Origin of the sequence: Latilactobacillus sp., from assembly GCF_033176295.1 — a bacterium.
Classification (GTDB): Bacteria; Bacillota; Bacilli; order Lactobacillales; family Lactobacillaceae; genus Latilactobacillus; species Latilactobacillus sakei.
In genome coordinates this window covers 47,285-66,604 of record NZ_JAMQEX010000003.1, presented here as the reverse complement: position 1 = coordinate 66,604, position 19,320 = coordinate 47,285, and the positions used below count along the sequence as shown (strand labels likewise).

Annotated in this window: 16 protein-coding genes and 1 pseudogene; 1 reads left to right on the top strand and 16 read right to left on the bottom strand. The window is 42.3% G+C overall.

Translation table 11 applies throughout. The features are described from left to right. Nucleotides 1-25: 25 nt before the first annotated feature. From NDN60_RS02875 to NDN60_RS02810, 14 genes and pseudogenes are all read right to left on the bottom strand, one after another. Nucleotides 26-1,141: an aminotransferase gene (locus NDN60_RS02875; RefSeq protein WP_056947799.1), complete on the bottom strand. Its 1,116-nt coding sequence runs from the start codon at nt 1,139-1,141 to the stop codon at nt 26-28. A gap of 11 nt (nt 1,142-1,152) precedes the next feature. Next, nucleotides 1,153-2,097, bottom strand: coding sequence for a carbamate kinase (gene arcC, locus NDN60_RS02870; protein WP_011374081.1), 945 nt, complete (start codon nt 2,095-2,097; stop codon nt 1,153-1,155). A 98-nt stretch (nt 2,098-2,195) separates the two neighbouring features. Then, nucleotides 2,196-3,212 carry an ornithine carbamoyltransferase gene (gene argF / locus NDN60_RS02865; protein WP_011374080.1) on the bottom strand — a complete coding sequence of 339 codons (1,017 nt, stop codon included), beginning with the start codon at nt 3,210-3,212 and terminating at the stop codon, nt 2,196-2,198. Nucleotides 3,213-3,237: 25 nt separating this feature from the next. After that, entirely contained in the window at nt 3,238-4,473 is a 1,236-nt protein-coding gene (arcA, locus tag NDN60_RS02860) for an arginine deiminase (protein ID WP_056947797.1), read from the bottom strand. Between the two features lie 205 nt (nt 4,474-4,678). Continuing rightward, the gene (locus NDN60_RS02855) at nt 4,679-5,200 is read right to left on the bottom strand and encodes a GNAT family N-acetyltransferase (RefSeq protein WP_056947794.1); all 522 of its coding nucleotides are present in this window, start codon (nt 5,198-5,200) and stop codon (nt 4,679-4,681) included. 26 nt (nt 5,201-5,226) lie between these two features. Beyond that, nucleotides 5,227-6,258 carry a tRNA preQ1(34) S-adenosylmethionine ribosyltransferase-isomerase QueA gene (gene queA / locus NDN60_RS02850; RefSeq protein WP_011374077.1) on the bottom strand — a complete coding sequence of 344 codons (1,032 nt, stop codon included), beginning with the start codon at nt 6,256-6,258 and terminating at the stop codon, nt 5,227-5,229. 14 nt (nt 6,259-6,272) lie between these two features. Next, nucleotides 6,273-7,280 (bottom strand): Holliday junction branch migration DNA helicase RuvB, encoded by a 1,008-nt coding sequence (ruvB, locus tag NDN60_RS02845; protein ID WP_011374076.1) that lies wholly within the window; start codon nt 7,278-7,280, stop codon nt 6,273-6,275. A 12-nt stretch (nt 7,281-7,292) separates the two neighbouring features. Then, nucleotides 7,293-7,904, bottom strand: a complete 612-nt coding sequence (ruvA, locus tag NDN60_RS02840) for a Holliday junction branch migration protein RuvA (protein WP_011374075.1) — start codon at nt 7,902-7,904, stop codon at nt 7,293-7,295. A gap of 410 nt (nt 7,905-8,314) precedes the next feature. Continuing rightward, nucleotides 8,315-8,878: pseudogene (locus NDN60_RS02835) on the bottom strand (TIGR00730 family Rossman fold protein). A gap of 12 nt (nt 8,879-8,890) precedes the next feature. Further along, a complete protein-coding gene (locus NDN60_RS02830; protein WP_056947792.1) occupies nt 8,891-9,436 on the bottom strand; it encodes a Maf family protein in 546 nt (181 codons plus the stop codon). Continuing rightward, the gene (mutL, locus tag NDN60_RS02825) at nt 9,436-11,397 is read right to left on the bottom strand and encodes a DNA mismatch repair endonuclease MutL (protein WP_056947790.1); all 1,962 of its coding nucleotides are present in this window, start codon (nt 11,395-11,397) and stop codon (nt 9,436-9,438) included. Before mutL ends, NDN60_RS02830 begins: the two co-directional genes overlap by 1 nt. A 23-nt stretch (nt 11,398-11,420) precedes the next feature. Continuing rightward, nucleotides 11,421-14,024: a DNA mismatch repair protein MutS gene (gene mutS, locus NDN60_RS02820; protein ID WP_056947789.1), complete on the bottom strand. Its 2,604-nt coding sequence runs from the start codon at nt 14,022-14,024 to the stop codon at nt 11,421-11,423. A gap of 21 nt (nt 14,025-14,045) precedes the next feature. After that, nucleotides 14,046-14,852, bottom strand: a complete 807-nt coding sequence (locus NDN60_RS02815) for a TIGR00282 family metallophosphoesterase (RefSeq protein WP_011374070.1) — start codon at nt 14,850-14,852, stop codon at nt 14,046-14,048. Between the two features lie 176 nt (nt 14,853-15,028). Further along, nucleotides 15,029-16,858 carry an APC family permease gene (locus NDN60_RS02810; protein ID WP_016264636.1) on the bottom strand — a complete coding sequence of 610 codons (1,830 nt, stop codon included), beginning with the start codon at nt 16,856-16,858 and terminating at the stop codon, nt 15,029-15,031. A gap of 308 nt (nt 16,859-17,166) precedes the next feature. Here NDN60_RS02810 and NDN60_RS02805 point away from each other — a divergent pair, with 308 nt between their 5' ends. Further along, entirely contained in the window at nt 17,167-17,319 is a 153-nt protein-coding gene (locus NDN60_RS02805) for a hypothetical protein (protein ID WP_155516314.1), read from the top strand. Between the two features lie 37 nt (nt 17,320-17,356). On the opposite strand, the gene groL is transcribed toward NDN60_RS02805, so the two are convergent. Both groL and groES read right to left on the bottom strand, forming a co-directional pair. After that, on the bottom strand, nt 17,357-18,982 hold the full coding sequence (groL, locus tag NDN60_RS02800; protein WP_035146245.1) for a chaperonin GroEL: 1,626 nt from the start codon (nt 18,980-18,982) through the stop codon (nt 17,357-17,359). Between the two features lie 53 nt (nt 18,983-19,035). After that, nucleotides 19,036-19,320, bottom strand: coding sequence for a co-chaperone GroES (groES, locus tag NDN60_RS02795; protein WP_011374067.1), 285 nt, complete (start codon nt 19,318-19,320; stop codon nt 19,036-19,038).

Below are 19,320 nucleotides of genomic sequence, written 5' to 3'. Positions count from 1 at the left end.
ACTCCTAAATTACGTCACTCAATTATTAATAGGTTCTGAGCGCTTTTGATAATTCGGCCAACCCTTTTTTCAGAGTTGCTTCTGGTGCACAATACCCTAATCTTGCATGTCCGGGAATTTCAAAACGCTTGCCGGGCACTAATAAGACGCCGTATTCTTTTAATAAATATTTGCAAAATGCTTCATCGTCTTCAATCTCTTTGAAATGAATAAACGATGTTGATACTGATTCTGGATAGACCACATCAACGAGTGGTTCTTGTACAACCCACGCTTTAAAAATCTCAAGATTGCGTTGAACAAGCGCCCGATTACGGGCTAAAACCTGCTTGCGATGCTGTAATACATAAACCGCTAACTGATCACTGAAAACACCGGCACAAATCATGGTGTAATCACGATATTTTCTAAACAAATCGGTTAATGTTTCGTTAGCGACAAGCCAACCAACCCGAATACCAGGGACTGAATAGGTCTTCGATAAACTATTGGTCGCAATGCCCAATTCATATAAATCAGCAATCGAAGTTGTTTGTTGGCCTTCACCTAATGGTAAATAAACTTCATCCACAAGGACGTATGCGCCCACCGTTCGTGCCACTTCAACGATTGCTTGCATCAGTTCAGTCGAAATGACCGTCCCAGTTGGGTTATTAGCATTGTTCAAACAAATCAATTTGGTTTCTGGTCTAATTAACTTTTTCAGTTCAGCAATATCTGGTACCCAATTATTGGCCTCATCCAACTGCCAATACGAAACGGTTGCCCCAATTGAGATGGGAATTTCGTAGAGTTGTTGATAAGTTGGAAACATGGTAATCACGTGATCGCCCGGTTTCACTAAGGCATAGAGCGCTAATAAATTGGCACCGGTCGCCCCGTTAGTTTGCAACACCTGATTACTGTTGACCGTTTGATACAATTCACTAACAGCTTGCTTAAAGGCCTCTGAGCCCTCAATCGCACCATAATTCATCTTTTGTTGCGCTAAGTCTTGATAAAATTGTGTCCCGTTATCAGGCGAGAGGGCCATCAATTCTGACATGGTCATTGAGGCAATCGTACTTTGCGCGATATCCAAAGTTGCTTGTGTTTCGTACACGTTTAACCACTCTTCAACGCCGAAATTTGCAATTTCCATTAGCTTGGCCTCTATTTCGTAATAATTGTCCCGGCATCATGTGCCAATAAATTCTTCACGTTATCAAGGGAAGTAATGATGGCCTTACTATCAGGACGATTATTAACGTATTCGATTGCGGCTTGAATCTTAGGTAACATGCTGCCTTTAGCGAATTGATCGTCTTTGATGTAATCTTCTAATTCAGCGACTGAGACGTTGGTTAATTTCTTTTGATCTGGCTTATTGAAGTTAACGTAGACGTTATCCACAGCTGTTAAAATAATTAACATGTCTGCACCCACTAATTCCGCTAATTTTTCTGAAGCGAAATCTTTATCGATTACGGCTTCAACCCCGCGGAGCTTGTTGCCTTCTTTCGCAACTGGCACACCACCGCCGCCGGCTGAAATCGTGATCACGTTACCTTCAACTAATTTTTGAATAACGGGTGCTTCTTGAATACCAATTGGCCGTGGTGAAGGGACTACTCGCCGCCAGCCACGTCCGGCATCTTCAACAAAGTGTGCTTCTGGGTTGATACTTTGTTGTTTCTTAGCTTCTGCTTCGCTATAGAAAGGTCCGATTGGTTTCGTTGGGTTTTGGAAAGCTTCATCTTTAGCATCAACAATCGTTTGAGTTACGATTGTGGCAACATCTAAAGCCAAGCCTTCTTCTGCTAAAACTTCGTTAAAAGCATTTTGCATCCAGTAACCAATTTCGCCTTGTGACATCGCACCGACCGTATCTAATGGCATTGCTGGTGTCTTTTCAGAATCGCTAGCAGCTTGTTGAATCAACAAGTTACCGACTTGAGGCCCATTACCATGCGAAATAATGAGTTGGTCGCCTTGTTTTACGAATGCAACTAATTGTTTAACCGTTTCCTTAACGGCTTTGATTTGAGCGCTTGCTGAGGCATCGGTTGATAAAATGGCATTGCCACCTAATGCAACGACGATTTTACGTTTTGTCATAATCATGTCCTACTTTCTGTTAATTAATTGTGGTTTCAATTAAAAAAGGAGCCGGGACAAAACAAAGTTTTGTTTTCCAGCCCCTTTCTACAATCTAGTTATGCTTGAGGTATGAATAAGTTGCCTAATGTTGCTGCCATAATTGCTTTGATTGAGTGCATTCTGTTTTCAGCTTCTTCAAATTGACGGGCATATTTGCTTCTGAATGCTTCGTCAGTAATTTCCATTTCTTGAATACCGAATTGTTCGTCAATCTTCTTACCATATTCAGTTTCAATATCATGGAAAGCTGGTAAACAGTGCATGATAATCATGTTTTCGTTACCGGTCTTCTTAACCATGTCCATGTTGATTTGGTATGGTTTCAACAAGTTAACCCGTTCTTCAAACTTATCTTCTTCACCCATTGAAACCCAAACGTCTGTGTATAAAACATCTGAGCCTTTAACACCAGCGTCAACGTCTGAAGTAATCATGTTCTTGCTGCCTGTTTCTTTAGCGTAACCTTCAGCTAAATCACGGACTTCTTGTGTTGGTTGTAATGAATCTGGGGCAACGATGTGGATATTTACGCCTAACATTGAACCTGTTACTAACAAGCTGTTAGCCATGTTGTTACGGCCATCACCAACATAAGTTAATGTCACACCTTTTAACTTGCCGAAGTTTTCTTTAACTGTCATAAAATCAGCAATCATTTGTGTTGGATGCCATTCGTCAGTTAAACCATTCCATACAGGAACACCTGAGTATTTAGCTAAGTCTTCAACCACTTTTTGGCTAAAGCCACGGAATTCAATGCCATCAAACATGCTTCCTAATACTTTGGCTGTATCTTCAACTGATTCTTTTTTACCAAGTTGAATATCATTTTTACCTAAGAATTCTGGGTGAGCCCCTAAGTCAATGGCAGCTGTTGTAAAAGCAGCACGCGTTCTGGTTGAATTTTTTTCAAATAGTAAGGCAATGTTCTTACCTTCTAGATAGTGATGTGGAATCCCTTTTTTCTTTAAATCCTTCAAATGTAATGAGAAATCGATTAAGTATTCGAGTTCTGATTTAGTAAAATCTTTTTCTGCTAATAAACTTCTGCCTTGAAATACGCTGTTTGTCATGTTGATCAACCTCGTTTTTTATTGTTTATTTTTTTAAGTCTTCTCTTACAAGTGGCATACTCATACAACGTGGACCCCCACGACCGCGTGATAATTCACTTGATGGGACTTCGATCACTTTAATGCCGCATTGACGTAAGTTTTCGTTTGAAACATAGTTGCGATCATAAGTGACAACAACGCCAGGTGCGATTGCTAATGTGTTAGAACCGTCATTCCATTGTTCACGAGGGGCAACAACTGCATCGCCACCACCACATGGGATTAAGGTTAATTCAGGCACTTCCAAAGCATCGCGGAGAACTTTTTCAAGATCTGTTTGATGTGTAATCTTGATTTCGTCGTTATTGCCTGGTTCTAAGATATAAGTGTCAACCATGCCGCCAGCACCTTGGATGCCTGGATGAATGGTGAACTTATCATAATCAATCATGGTGAAGACTGTGTCTAAATGCATCATGGCATGATTATGTGGAATCTTAATTGCTAAGATTTTTTCAAAGCCACTGTGGTTAGCAAATAATACCTTGGCAAGTTCTTCAATTGATTGTGCGGAAGTCCGTTGTGAAATCCCAATTGCAAGCACTTTATCGCTCAAGATTAATTCGTCGCCGCCTTCCATGCGGTCAATGTGATCGCGGTCGCGCCAAACTTGTGCGCCTTGGTTGGCAAAACGAGGATGATGTTGCATGATGACTTCCATGAACATTGATTCTCTTTGGCGAGCTTCAAAAGTCATTTTATTAATTGTTAAGCCATCCCCCATTGATGCGGCAGGATCGCGTGTGAAGTATAGGTTAGGCATTGGATCCATATAGAATGGATAGTCACCATCAGCACTAACGTCAATCAATGCCTTTGATTTAATATCGATTTCGTTGGTCCGAACCCCAGCCATGATTTTTTCAACCATGTCTAACGTTGCCATACTAATTAAGTAGTCTTTTAAGGCTGCTTGAACTTGTGGTGATTTGATGTGTGATTCATTCAACATCTTATCAAGGAAAGCTTCCTTAACGTCACCAGCATCGATTGCTTCGGCAGCGAGGTTTTCTAAGTAAAGCACTTCAACACCATTGTCACGTAATGTTTGTGCAAATTGATCGTGTTCTTTTTGGATTGTTGGTAAATAAGGAATATCATCAAACAATAAACGATACATAATGTCAGGTGTAATGTTTTCGACTTCTTTACCTGGCCGTTTTAGTAAGACCGTCTTAAGTTTTCCGATTTCGGAATTTACATGAATTGGACTTGTCATTTAAAACTACCTCCTTTGTTTACAAGACCTACTATAGTCGCGATGGTAATCGCTTTCAGGGGGATTCTTACACTTTTAATGTTAGCAATTTCACGTTTTATAACCAGAATCCTATCGCATCAATTGATAACGCTTACTTTAAAAACATAAAAAAACTAAGATACCTGAGTATCTTAGTTTCGTTTGGACAATTTAATTTTAAACTTTATTTTAAAACGAGTTGGTAAGCAAAGCGTTTAGGTGACGGATCATCAGCAATCAAGATATCGCCACAGTAAGTAAAGCCCGCCTTTTGAATGACGTGTTGCATGGCTAAATTATCGGGATGCGTATCGATTCTAACATCGTGCGCGCCGTCAATACTGGCGGCCGTAATTAATAACGTCATAAGCTGATGGGCCAAATGTTGGCCGCGAACTGAACCATCTAAGGCCATCCGGTGAATTGAATAATAGGGATGACTAGAAGCAACCGATTGCCAGTCACCATTAGTAATTGCACTGTAGCCGTCATCAACTGTATCGACAATTGATGCGACACCAACAATCGTATCATCCTTAATTAAGATATAACAATATTCTTGGCGAATATCATTTTCAAACTGACTTTCACTAGGATCGCCAGCTTGCCACTGGTTAACACCCCGTTCTTTTAACGCGGCTTTAGCACCATCGATAATTGCTGAAATTCGTGGTAAATCAGAAAAAACGGCTTTTCTTAAATACATCAATGCTCACACCTCGATTACATAATTTATTTAACAAACATGGCATCGCCAAAGCTAAAGAAACGATAACGTTCATCAACAGCATGTTGATAAGCATTTAAGATGTTTTCGCGGCCAGTAAATGAAGCCACTAACATCACTAAGGTTGATTTTGGTAAATGGAAGTTCGTGATAAAAGCGTCAACGGCTTTCCATTGGTAACCAGGTTTGATGAAGATTTCTGTCCAACCACTATCAGCTTTGATTTCGCCATCAAACTTCGTTGCGATTGTTTCTAACGTCCGAATGCTGGTTGTTCCAGTCGCTACAATCCGACCACCGTTTTGTTTGACTTCGTTCAACGTTGCAGCAGCTTCTTCTGTTAAACGATAGAATTCGCTGTGCATCTTGTGATCTTCAACGTTGTCTTCTGAAACAGGGCGGAAAGTCCCTAGACCAACGTGCAATGTTAAGTAAACCAATTTGATGCCTTTATCTTGCACCTTTTGTAAAAGTTCTTCTGTCCAATGGAAACCGGCTGTTGGTGCAGCGGCTGAACCTGGTTCCTTAGCATAAACTGTTTGATACATTTCTGGATCATCTAATTTTTCCTTGATGTATGGTGGCAATGGCATTTCGCCTAAAGCTTCTAGAATTTGCATGAAGATGCCGTCGTATTTAAATTCGATCATCCGACCGCCATGTTCAAGTTCCTTAGTGACAATGGCTCTTAATTGGCCATCACCAAAGACCACTTCAGTCCCCACTTTAGCCCGTTTAGCAGGCTTCATTAAAACTTCCCATTCATCGTCATGCGTATTGTTTAATAACAAGACTTCTTCATGACCACCAGTATCAGGTTTAACACCGTATAAACGTGCTGGTAAAACACGCGTGTTGTTCATGACAACTGCATCGCCAGGGTTTAATTCGTCAATAATATCGTAGAAAACCTTGTCTTCTAAAGCACCAGTTTCGTGATCCATCACTAATAAACGTGATGCTGCTCTTTCAATCATTGGTGTTTGTGCAATTAATTCTTCTGGTAAATTGTAATCAAAATCTTCTGTGGATACCATGTGGTTACCTCTTTCTATTTTTCTGGATAAGGCATGCCTAAATGGGCATAACCAGCCGGCGTTACCATCCGGCCTCTTTGCGTTCGTTTTAAAAAGCCAATTTGCAGTAAATAAGGCTCGTAAACTTCTTCAATTGTTTCGTTTTCTTCACCAATATTGGCGGCAATGGTTTTTAAACCGACTGGTCCGCCTTGATAATAATCAATCATCATCTGGAGGATTTTGCGATCGACACCGTCTAAGCCCCGAATATCAACTTGCAGCTGACTTAATGCGTGATCAGCAATCGCCTGATCAATCGTATTTTGGTCAGCCACTTGTGCGTAATCTCGAGTTCGTTTCAACAACCGATTGGCAATCCGCGGCGTCCCTCGCGAGCGACGTGCGATTTCTAACGCGCCATCTGGCACAATCGACATGTTAAAGACGCCGGCTGAGCGTTGCACAATGTCCATCAAATCAGCTTCCGTGTAGTAAGCCATGTGTTCCACAATTCCGAAACGATCTCGCAATGGCGCAGACAATAAGCCCGCCCGCGTCGTCGCGCCAATCAATGTGAATGGTGGTAATGGAAAATGGACGGGATGTGCGGTGGGCCCTTGACCAACCACAATATCGATGTAGAAATCTTCCATCGCTGAATAAAGTAATTCTTCAACCATCTTAGGTAAGCGATGAATTTCATCAATAAATAAAACATCCCCGGGTTGTAACTCGTTTAATAACGCCACTAAATCCCCAGGCCGCTCGATTGCGGGGCCACTTGTCGTTCGAATCTGGACTTGCAACTCGTTAGCAATCACCATCGCTAACGTGGTTTTCCCCAAACCTGGTGGGCCATAAAGTAAAACGTGATCGAGGGACTCTTCCCGTTTTTTGGCCGCTTCAATATAGACCGCTAATTCATTTTTAACCCGATCTTGACCGATATATTGTGCAAGGACTTGTGGCCGCAATGTTTTTTCAATGCTTGCTTCAGCAAAATCATCGTTTTCGGCTGAAACAATTCGCTCATCTGCCATTTAAAGTCCTCCTTATTTCTTCATCAATAACCGCAAACCTTCTCTGAGATATTGATCAGTTGTTTGCGCTGCAAAATCAGTTAACTTAGGCGTAATCGCTTTGACTTCCCGTGCGGAATAACCAAGCGCACTCAAGGCCGCTAGTGCATCACTTAATTCAGGTGAATCGCCTTGGCTGCCTAAATCAATTGCCGTTTGGCCGACTAACGTTGCGCTTTGTTCTAGATCACCTAACTTACCTTTAAGATCTAAGGCAATCTGTTGGGCCGTCTTCTTCCCAACGCCTGGGAACTTCGTTAAGTACCCAATATCATCGTTCATAATCGCCTGAATTAAGCCAGAATGATCACTGTTAGCCAAAATTGCCAAGGCACTCTTGGGACCAATTCCGGAAACACTGATTAATTTTTGGAAAAGTTGTTTTTCATCTAAGTCGTAAAAGCCAAAAAGCGTAATATCAGTATCGCGTACCGCTTGGTGGACAAAAATTTGAACCACTTCGCTCATCGATTCCGTATACCGATATGGGTTGGCAACTTGTAATTGATAGCCAATTCCTTGGACTTCCAAAACAACGTAATACGGATTAACCGCCGTCACTAAACCCTTTAAATATTCATACATAATCTAACCTACTTTACGAGAACATATATTTGCTTGCTAAATTGTACCATAAATACAGAGTGTGATTCAAAACGATTTGGCTGCGAGCATTTTCTTAGTATCGTGAATAAGCGACCCCGTCGATTATTTGCGATGCGGCGCAAAGCACAACAGCCAGTTTTGAAGAACACGTTTCAAATTAAGGTGTGATACAAAGCGATTTGGCTAAGAGTGCGATTAGTACTTGTTTAGCTTTTGAGCATTAACAAAGAGTGACGAATAAGCGATTCAATCGCTTATTTGGCATTCGTCGTTAAGCGCAGAAAGCTAGTACTAATCGCACGTTTCGGACATTATGCAAGTCATTTTTAGTCTCATCTGTTCACCAAAATTGGGATCAGTCCCGCCCTACTCGGTCCTAATCCCAATGATTAATATTCTCGTATTTTTGGTGGTTGATAAGTCGCAATAAACGTCGCAATTTCAGTTAAAGAATCGGTAAACAAGTATTTTTCAAAATCGCCTTGTGTTAAAAAGCCTTCTTCAACCATGTGGGCTAAGAATTGTTGTAATAAATCATAATAACCCGCTACGTTGTAGAAAATGCAGGGGCTATCTTGCTGGCCAATTCGCGCCCACGAAATCACTTCGCTCATTTCTTCTAACGTACCTGGTCCACCGGGTAAAGCGATGAAGACATCGGCTAATTCAATCATTTTTGATTTCCGTTCGGCCATACTGTCAACCATCACCAAATCGCTTAAGCCAGCATGCGCTGGTTCTCGTTAATTTAAAAATTCAGGCATCACACCGACTACCCGACCACCGTTTTCTAAAACGGTATCGGCAATCGTACCCATCAAGCCAACCCGACTCCCACCATAAATTAATTGATCTTGTCGTTTGACTAACCAATGGCCTAAATCGCTGGCGGCCTGTGTATAAACCGGGCGACGGCCACTGCTGGCCCCACAAAAAACTGCCACATTCACCATTTTTATTTCCTCTTAATTCTGCAACATTCTTGCAACGGTGCTGACTGGTAAACCAACCACGTTGTAAAAGTCACCATTAATCTTATTAATTAATAGCGCACCCGCGCCTTGAATCCCATAGGCACCTGCTTTGTCCGCATATTCATTCTGATCTAAATACTGTTCAATCTCGGCGGTGCTTAAATGCCAAAATGTAACGTCGGTTTGGACAACCTTTTGTTGCACCAGACCGTCTTTCATCAGCCACAATCCAGTATAAACTTGGTGTGTCTGACCACTTAACTGGCGCAGCATTTCATAGGCATCTTGGCGATCCTTGGGTTTGCCATAAAGCGTCCCTTGAAAACTAATCGCCGTATCCGCCGCTAGAATGGTCGCCGTTGGATATCGAACCGCGACTGCTTCACCCTTGCGTTGCGCTAAAGTTTGGACATAATCGCCCGGTGTCGTTAGCGGTGTTTCATGTTCATCAATCTGTGCTGGTTGTACCTCAAAGTCATTTACAACGCGCTTTAATAGTGCCTGTCTGCGCGGTGATTGCGATGCTAAAATAAACATTATTCGCCCTCCCAACTATGATGTGGTTCTTGAATCCGTTTAAACATCTTTTCCAAATCTTTTTGCGTGTAGTGAATCAAAACCGGGCGCCCATGGGGACAATTAAACGGATTCTCAGTCTTCGCTAGATCAGCCAGAAGCGCTTTGGCCTGGGCATCATCTAAATGATGGTGCGCTTTAATCGATTGCTTACAGCTCATCATAATCGCCGTCTTCTCACGGAATTGGGCAATGCTAATGCGACCGTCTTTTAAAACATCGTCAATCATCCCACGAATCGTCATTTCCTCTTGTCCCTGTTCAATCCAAGTTGGGTGACTGTGGACCACAAAACTATTCTGCCCGAAATTTTCTAATTGAATTCCGACTGCCGCCAAGAGTTCAGTTTTTTCCTGAATCTTTAGCGCATCACTATTCGGATATTCCAAAACAAGCGGTACTAACAAGTTTTGCACAGAGGTGCTGACTTCCCCAATTTTTTCTCGGTAATACTCGTACTTAATCCGTTCTTGCGCAGCGTGTTGATCCAAGATATAAAAGCCATCTTCGCCTTCCGCTAATAAGAAAGTACTATGCAGTTGCCCAATGTAGCGTAACTCTGGGAAACGAACAGTGGGTTCGACTACGGTTTCATCGCTTTCGTCCGTTTCGTCTACCACTTGATCACCAAACGGCTTCCCAACCGCCTCTGTCGCGTACTTCTGATCCCACTCGGCCAATGCCTGGGGTTGCTCAAATAAGGGCCGCTCCGGTGTCATCGCCGGCGCTTTAGCAGTTGGTGCGGCTAACGGCGTTTCAGTTTCCGCAATTTCGGGTATCGCCGGTTTGACCGTTGGGATTGGCATTGGACTGACTGGTCGCACCGTACCGCTTGGGTGCCGTCGTTCTTGTGTAATTTGGTTTAAATTCATCTGGAGCTGATCAACATCTACCGTCTTGGTCCGTTTCAAATTCTGCATGGCATCTGGAATTAAATTCTCGGTTGCCAGTCTTTCTTTGATTGCCCCTTCAATCAAGGTCATCAAGGCAGTTTCTTTGCTTAAGCGGACTTCCTGTTTTGTTGGATGCACGTTGACATCGATCAATAGCGGATCCATCTCAATCGCTAAGACGGCGATTGGATAGCGTCCGACCATCAATTTAGAACCGTAGCCCTTGATAATGGCCTTATTCAATTGGTAATTTTTAATAAACCGACCATTAATTAAAATCGACAAATAATTGCGCGTTGCCCGCGTTAATTCCGGCAATGACACGTAGCCCGTTAGTTTAAAATCTAAATCCGAAGCACTCACGGCTAAGAGTTTCTTGGCCATGGTGACGCCATAAATACCGGCAATCGTTTGTTTTAAATCATTGTTGCCGGCCGTTTTTAAAAGTAGATGGTCATCATTGGTTAGCGTAAAGGCAATCTGTGGATGACTCATTGCTAGCCGATTGACGATATCGACGATATTCGCCAATTCGGTTTGAAAAGTCTTCACGTATTTCAATCGTGCCGGTGTATTAAAGAATAAATCCCGCACCGTAATCGCCGTCCCCGGTCGAATCGGATTTGTTTTTTGTTCCTCTAACAGACCACCCTTAAAATGAGCAAAGGTTCCTAGAGAGTCCGCAGTTGCCGTTTCAATCGTTAAATCGGAAACGGACGCGATACTAGCTAACGCTTCACCCCGAAACCCTAGCGATTGAATCTTGAACAAATCTTGCCGAGTCGCAATCTTACTGGTGGCATGCCGCTTAAAGGCGACTGGCACATCTTCTGGTTCAATCCCGTCACCGTTATCGATCACTTGAATCATCTGTAAACCGGCCTGTTCAACAACAATATCGACTTGCGTACTATTAGCATCAATCGCGTTTTCAACCAATTCCTTGACCACTGAGGCGGGGCGTTCAATCACTTCCCCCGCCGCAATTTGATTACTCAGAATTTCCGACAGTTCATGAATTTTCCCCATCATCTAATCCTCTCAGTTCACTATTAATGTTTATTTAATTGCTTTTGCCACTCATATAATTGATTGAGGGCTTCTAGTGGTGTGGCGCTCATCAAATCAAAATTCTTAATTGCCGCTACCACTTTATCTGTTTTCTTATCGACCGGGGCCGCCACTTCTGGTTCAAAAAGCGCCATCTGTTCTTCGACAGCCGCTGCAGCCGGTTGTGCTGGTACGACTGTTGCTGGTTGCACCGGTGCTTTTGGTTTATCTTCTAATTGACCTAAAATAACATCGGCCCGTTGTAATAAGGTTTCTGGCATGCCCGCTAGTTTAGCGACATGAATCCCGTAAGACTTATCCGCAGGTCCGGCCAACATCTTGTGTAAGAAGACCAACTCGCCGTTTTCCTCAACTGCACCAACATGCACGTTACGAAGGGCGGTCAACATATCGGCTAAAGCCGTCAGTTCATGATAATGCGTTGAAAAGAGCGTCTTGGCGTGGACGTGATCATGGATATATTCGATAATCGCTTGCGCCAAGGCCATCCCATCATAAGTGGCCGTTCCCCGACCAATTTCATCGAAGAGAATTAAACTATTGGCGGTCGCACTCATAATCGCACGGTTGGCTTCCATCATTTCTACCATAAACGTACTTTGTCCTGAAATCAAATCATCTGCCGCACCAATGCGGGTAAAGATTTGGTCAAATACAGGCAAGTTCGCTGACTTGGCAGGTACAAAACAACCCATTTGCGCCATGATGACCGTTAAGGCCAATTGCCGCATGTAGGTACTTTTACCAGACATATTAGGTCCGGTAATTAATAACATATCCGTTTCTTTGCCCATTTGAACAGCATTGGGGATATATTTTTGGCGTCCCAATACCTTTTCAACCACCGGATGACGGCCATCGACTAAATCAATTTCGCGACTATCAGTTCTTAATGTTGGTTGGACATAGTGGTAGCTTTCGCTGACGACCGCAAAACTTTGCAAGACATCTAGGGCCGCTACGCCTTTAGCCAATGTTTGGAGCCGTTCAATTTGTAACTTCACTTGTTCCCGAACTTGGGTAAACAATTCGTATTCTAGAGCGGTTGAGCGTTCTTCCGCCTCTAAAATCAGTTGTTCTTTTTCTTTTAATTCCGGTGTGATGAATCGTTCGGCGTTGGTTAACGTTTGTTTGCGTTCATACCGCCCTTCCGGTAATGAACTCAAGTTAGCCCGCGTGACTTCGATATAATACCCAAAGACGCGGTTAAAGCCGATTTTCAAATTATGAATGCCCGTAGCTTCTCGTTCTTGCGCCTCTAATTGCGCCAACCACTGCTTGCCGTTAGACATCGCATTGCGGTATTGATCAAGTTGTTCGTCGTAACCATCTTGAATAATCCCACCATCAGTCACTGAAATCGGTGAATCCGGGTTAATCGCTGTTTCAATTAACGTCCGCACATCATCAACTGGATCCAAACGCGTTAACGCTTGATCAAAAGCCTGCGTTTCGTTAATGCCCGTCAAAACATCTTTAATCTTTGGAATCTGTTCTAAGGATGTTTTTAATTGAATCAAATCGCGCCCATTAACGCTCCCAAAAGCAACGCGGCCTGCTAGACGTTCCAAATCATAAACTTTAGTTAGGGCTTCTTGAAGGTTCGTCCGTTCAAAGTAATGCTGTAAGAAACTAGCGACTTGGTTTTGCCGGTTCTTAATCTGGTTTAAATCCAACAATGGTCGTTCCAACCATTGTTTTAATAAGCGACCACCCATCGCAGTCTTTGTTTCATCCAGTAGCCACAATAACGTCCCGCTCTTATGACCAGTTCGTAATGAAGCCGTCAATTCGAGGTTCATCTTAGCCGAATGATCCAACTTCAAGTATTGAGAAGGTTCATAGGCTTGGGCGCGTTGTAAATGACCCAAGTGCCGCTTTTGCGTCGTTGCTAAATAAACAACTAATTGTTTAATGACGGCTAACGCTAGTGGTTGTGAGATGTTTTGAGAAACAAAACTGACCTCTGCCGTATCGGCCCCCTCATCTTGATAAGAAACCAAGATTTGTTGTTGGACAAAGGCTTGAACGACTTCGCTTGGGACATCATGATTCACAACCACTTCTTTGGTTTGTAAACTCAACATTTCGTTTAATAACACATCTAAACTACTGATTTGGCTAACCTTCATTTCACCTGTGGATAAATCTGTATAGGCGAAGCCAAATTGATCGCCCTGTGCAACGACTGCCGTTAAATAATTATTTTGTTTAGCGTGACCGGCTTTTTCGTCCATCACAGTCCCAGGTGTTACTAATTGAACGACTTCGCGTTTGACCATGCCCTTAGCCGTTTTAGGATCTTCCATCTGTTCACAAATGGCGACCTTGTAACCTTGATCCACTAAAATATCAATGTAGTTTTGCGCTGCATGATGGGGCACACCACACATCGGAATGGGGTCTGCTGCATTCTTATTACGCGCTGTCAGCGTTAATTCTAAAAGTTGTGATGCTTTAACAGCATCGTCATTGAATAATTCGTAAAAATCACCCAATCTATAAAATAAAAAGGCGTCTGGATATTGATCCTTAACCTTTTGATATTGGGCCATCATTGGCGTTTCTTTTGTTTTTTGCGGCATTTTCAAGCCCCTTTCTATCTCTTAAAAGCGTGATCCGAATGGATGATCTGGTGAAATATGGATGGGTTTGATTGATTTGGCATGACCTGTTTGATCACCAATTTCAATTAAACAGCCATTCAATTGGCCAGGACCTTCTGTCACTAGTTCAAATCGTTCTGGGCGTTGCGTCATAAACCGTGAAATGATTTTTTCGCGTTTCACACCAAGAATCCCGTTATAAGGACCTGTCATCCCGGCATCTGTCAACACTGCCGTTCCGTCTGGTAAAACACGTGCATCATTTGTTTGCACATGCGTATGCGTTCCAACTAACGCTGAAATCCGACCATCTAAATACCAAGCTAAGGCCAATTTTTCACTCGTTGTTTCGGCATGAAAATCGACAAAAATACAATTGGTTTCCTTGCTGACTTGGGCCACCATGTCATCTAACATTGCAAATGGGTCTTCTAACAATTCGCCCATCAATGCACGACCTTGTAAGTTAATAACGGCTAATTTAGCCTGATTGACGTTAATCATCGTCATACCTTGACCTGGCGTTCCCTTAGGAAAATTAGCGGGTCGCACTAACTTTTTGGCATCATCAATGAAGTCCAAAATATCCCGTTTATTCCAAGTATGATTGCCCATCGTAATGGCATCCGCACCGGCTTGCAATAAGTTCTTGTAATCCTTTTGTGTCATTCCCTTGCCATCAGCGATGTTTTCACCATTGATAATGGTAACCTGTGGTTTATATTGTTGTTTCAAAAGTGGTAAATACTCGTTCACCATTTTTTGTCCCATTGTGCCAACTGTGTCACCAATAAATAATATTCGCATGTCGCGCCCCTTAATGTTGTGTACTAACTTTAATAGCTTCTATTGTAGCAATTTTTACCATGAATAAAAAGTTCTGGCCGGTGCTTAATGAAACAAAAAAACTTGCACTAAACTAAAACAGTCTAGGGCAAGTTTTTTTGTTAATGCTCAGTTGCTAACCACAACCAAAAGCACTTCTAGTGTTTCAAGTGGTAACTGTATGTTGAGATAATGATGTTTTCACGGCTGGCAAAAGCTGTTCTTAAGCGTAAACTTGATTGGTTATGCAAAATGTTTTGCCATGGTTTTCTTGGCACAAATTGTGGTACCAAGACCGTTGTCGTGAAGTTTCGTTTTTGGGCATTCTTGCTAACAATATCCACAAAACGAACAATTGGTTTTTGAATTGAACGGTATGATGAATGCACATCGACAAAGCGGACGTTCGGGAAATCAGCCTTAAATTCAGCTTGAATTTCACGTTCTTTTTCCGGATTTTCATCTGTCGACACGTGCATCGCAATGACGTAATCACCGATTGATTGTGCATAATCAAGCGCCCCGCGGGTAACTTGAGTCACGTTGCTGACCAAGACGATGACGGTTGAACCATCATAATCATGTAAGACAGCTTCGTTGGCACTTACTCGTAATTGACGTGCAACCTTCTTATAGTGATCATGAATCTTATAGAAAATCCAGATCATAATTGGCATGATGATGAAGAATGGCCAGATATCAGGTAAACGATAAACGAATAAGATGATTAAAATGGCAAATGAAATCAAGGCACCAACAAAGTTAGCGATTGATTTGCCAAACCAATTCTTAGGCCGTTCAACCCACCACTTACGCAACATCCCTGATTGAGAAAGCGTAAATGGAATGAACACCCCAACGGCGTATAACGGAATCAAACGTGATGTGTCACCGTTAAAGATGAAGATCAACGCCATTGAACCGATTGCCAATGTGATAATCCCGTTTGAGTAACCCAAACGATCGCCACGATCCATATACATATGTGGCATATATTTATCTTTTGCTAAGTTATAAGCCAACACTGGGAATGCTGAGAAACCAGTATTAGCGGCAACGGCTAAAATGAAGGCCGTTGCGAATTGAACGATATAGAAGAAGAACCCTTTACCAAAAGTATGTTGTGCAACTTGTGATAAGACCGTTACTTTTTCCATTGGCACAATGCCGTACCAGTAGTTCAAGAATGTGATGCCGGCAAAGAAGAACCCTAAGATAGCGGCCATGATTGCCAATGTTTCAGCAGCATTTGTGGCCCGTGGTTTCTTGAAGAACGGTACCGCATTACTGATTGCTTCAACCCCGGTTAATGAAGATGAACCAGATGAGAAAGCTCTAAAGATCAATGCCATTGAAATCCCTGGTACAACGGCCCCAACTGTTGCTGTTGCGTGGAATGGAATCGCACCTGTGAAAATTTTGTAACATCCGACGATAATCATCAAGGTCATCATCAAGACGAATAAGTAAACTGGCACCATTAAGAACGACGCTGATTCGCGCATCCCACGGAGGTTCATCGCCATTAAAATAATCACGATGACAAAGGAAATCCCTACCTGGTGCCCGTACATTGCCGGAATTGCCGAGGTAATCGCCTCAGCACCAGCCGAAATACTAACCGCAACTGTTAACATGTAATCCACAAGCAGTGAACCACCTGCGACTAAACCCGCATTCTTACCCAAGTTTTCACTTGAAACGACATAGGCGCCACCACCACCTGGATAGGCGTGGATAACTTGCCGATAAGAAAGGGTTAAAGAAATCAATAACACCAATACGAACGCTGCAATTGGAATTGAATACCAAATTGCTGCTGCAGAAAGCGTTGTTAAAACAACAACGATTTCTTCGGTCCCGTATGCAACTGATGACAAAGCATCAGAAGACAACATTGCCAGGGCCTTGAAGCGCCCTAATTTCTGGTTACCTTCATCGGAAGACTTTAATGGTTTCCCGATGAAAATCCGTTTTAGTTGTTGCATTGCAATATAACTCCTTTAATTAATCGTATTTCTATACATAAAAAGCCCTCATGTGATAATCGCCTGTTACCATTTCACACGGTGACTTTTGAATATAATATCCTACTTAAAAATAATTGCTGTTTTTTCGAACAAAAGGTATTCTACTATATCTGACACTAAAATACTACAAGAATTTAACTTAGGTACCTATCTATTCTAACCATCATTGACCGTTAGTTATAGCGTCGATTAGCTAAATAAAATCTATTTCGACGGGCGCCTTGCATTCATTATAAGCTAAAAAATGATAATAACCAGCGTTAATTTTGAAAACAACAGTAAAAAAGGCCATCCCCAGTAAAATGCTGGGGATGGCCTTGGTTGAACGTACTGCTTTAACGTGTTTTTCAAACCATGTTCCTGCGGTTAGCTACACAAATCAAACGATTGCTGCGCAATCATCCGCCTTGTTAGGCTAATCCTCAGAACATCCCGGTTTGAACACACTCATTTTAATTACATCATGCCGCCCATTGCTGATGGGTCCATGCCTGCTGCTGGTGCTGGGTTGTCTTCTGGTTTGTCAGCAACCACTGCTTCAGTTGTTAACATTAGAGCAGCAACACTAGCTGCGTTTTGTAATGCTGAGCGTGTTACCTTAGTTGGATCTAAGATACCCGCTTCAATCATATTTTCCCAGTTGCCGTTTGCTGCATTGTAGCCAACTTCAACAGGTTGTGATTTTACTTTTTCAACAATGACTGAGCCTTCAAGACCAGCGTTTGTTGCGATTTGACGAACAGGTTCTTCTAATGCACGAAGCACAATGTTAATCCCTGTTTGAACGTCGCCTTCTTCTTCAAGAGCGGCAACACTTTCGATGACATCGATTAATGCTGTCCCACCACCGGCAACGTAGCCTTCTTCAACAGCTGCACGCGTTGCATTTAAGGCATCTTCAATCCGATATTTTTGTTCTTTCAATTCTGTTTCTGTGGCAGCACCAACCTTGATCACTGCAACACCACCAGCTAATTTAGCTAAGCGTTCTTGTAATTTTTCACGATCAAAGTCTGATGTTGTTTCAGCAATTTGTTTCTTGATGTTTTCAACACGTTCTGCGATAGCTGATTTGCTACCAGCACCTTCAACGATTGTTGTATCGTCTTTTGTAACAGTTACCTTACCAGCTGTCCCTAATTGATCGATTGTTGTTTCTTTCAATTCTAGACCAAGGTCACTTGTAATCACTGTGGCACCTGTTAATGTCGCGATGTCTTCTAATTGTTCCTTACGACGATCACCAAAACCAGGGGCCTTAACAGCAACCACGTTGAATGTCCCACGAATCTTGTTCAAGACAAGTGTTGGTAATGCTTCGCCATCAACATCATCAGCGATGATTAATAAAGCTTTACCTTCTTGCACGATTGATTGTAGAAGTGGTAAAACATCTTGAATATTTGAAATCTTCTTATCTGTAATCAAAATGTATGGGTTGTCTAAGTCAGCTTCCATCTTGTCGTTGTCAGTCACCATGTATTGTGACAAGTAACCACGATCAAATTGCATCCCTTCAACAACGCTTAATTCAGTATCAATCCCTTTTGATTCTTCAACTGTGATGACACCGTCGTTACCCACTTTTTCCATAGCATCAGCAATTAAACGACCCGTTTCTTCGTTAGCTGATGAAACAGCAGCAACTTGGGCAATCGCATCTTTACTTTCAACTTTGTGTGAAATTTCGTGTAACTTCTTAACAGCTTCTTTAGTCGCTAATTCAATCCCACGACGGATACCAACTGGGTTAGCACCGGCTGTCACATTCTTCATCCCTTCGCGAATAATGGCTTGGGCTAAAACAGTAGCGGTTGTTGTACCGTCACCGGCGATGTCGTTCGTTTTTGAAGCAACTTCAGAAACTAATTTGGCACCCATATTTTCAAAATGATCTTCTAATTCGATTGCTTTAGCGATTGTCACACCATCGTTAGTGATTTCTGGTGAACCGTAAGCTTTTTCCAAAACAACGTTGCGGCCTTTTGGTCCTAATGTTGTCTTAACAGTGTTAGCTAATTGATCAACACCTGCTAACATTTTTGAACGTGCGTCTTCTGAAAATTTAAGTTCTTTTGCCATAGTTATTTCACCTCAAAAAAATTTTTTAGTTTGTTTTTAAACGTTTCAGTTTATTATTCAATAATGGCGATAATGTCTTTTGCGTGTAATACCAAATATTGTTGGCCTTCGTATTCAACTTCTGAACCAGCATATTTATCGTAAATGACTTCATCATTTTCTTTGACATCAAGTGGGATTCGCTGACCGTCACTGGTCATTGCGCCGGCACCAACGGCAACGACTTTACCAGTTTGTGGTTTTTGTTTGGCGTTACTTGCAATGACAATGCCACCTACTGTTTGTTCTGCTTCGTCTTTAACGGCGATCACTACGCGATCTTCTAATGGTTTTAACAC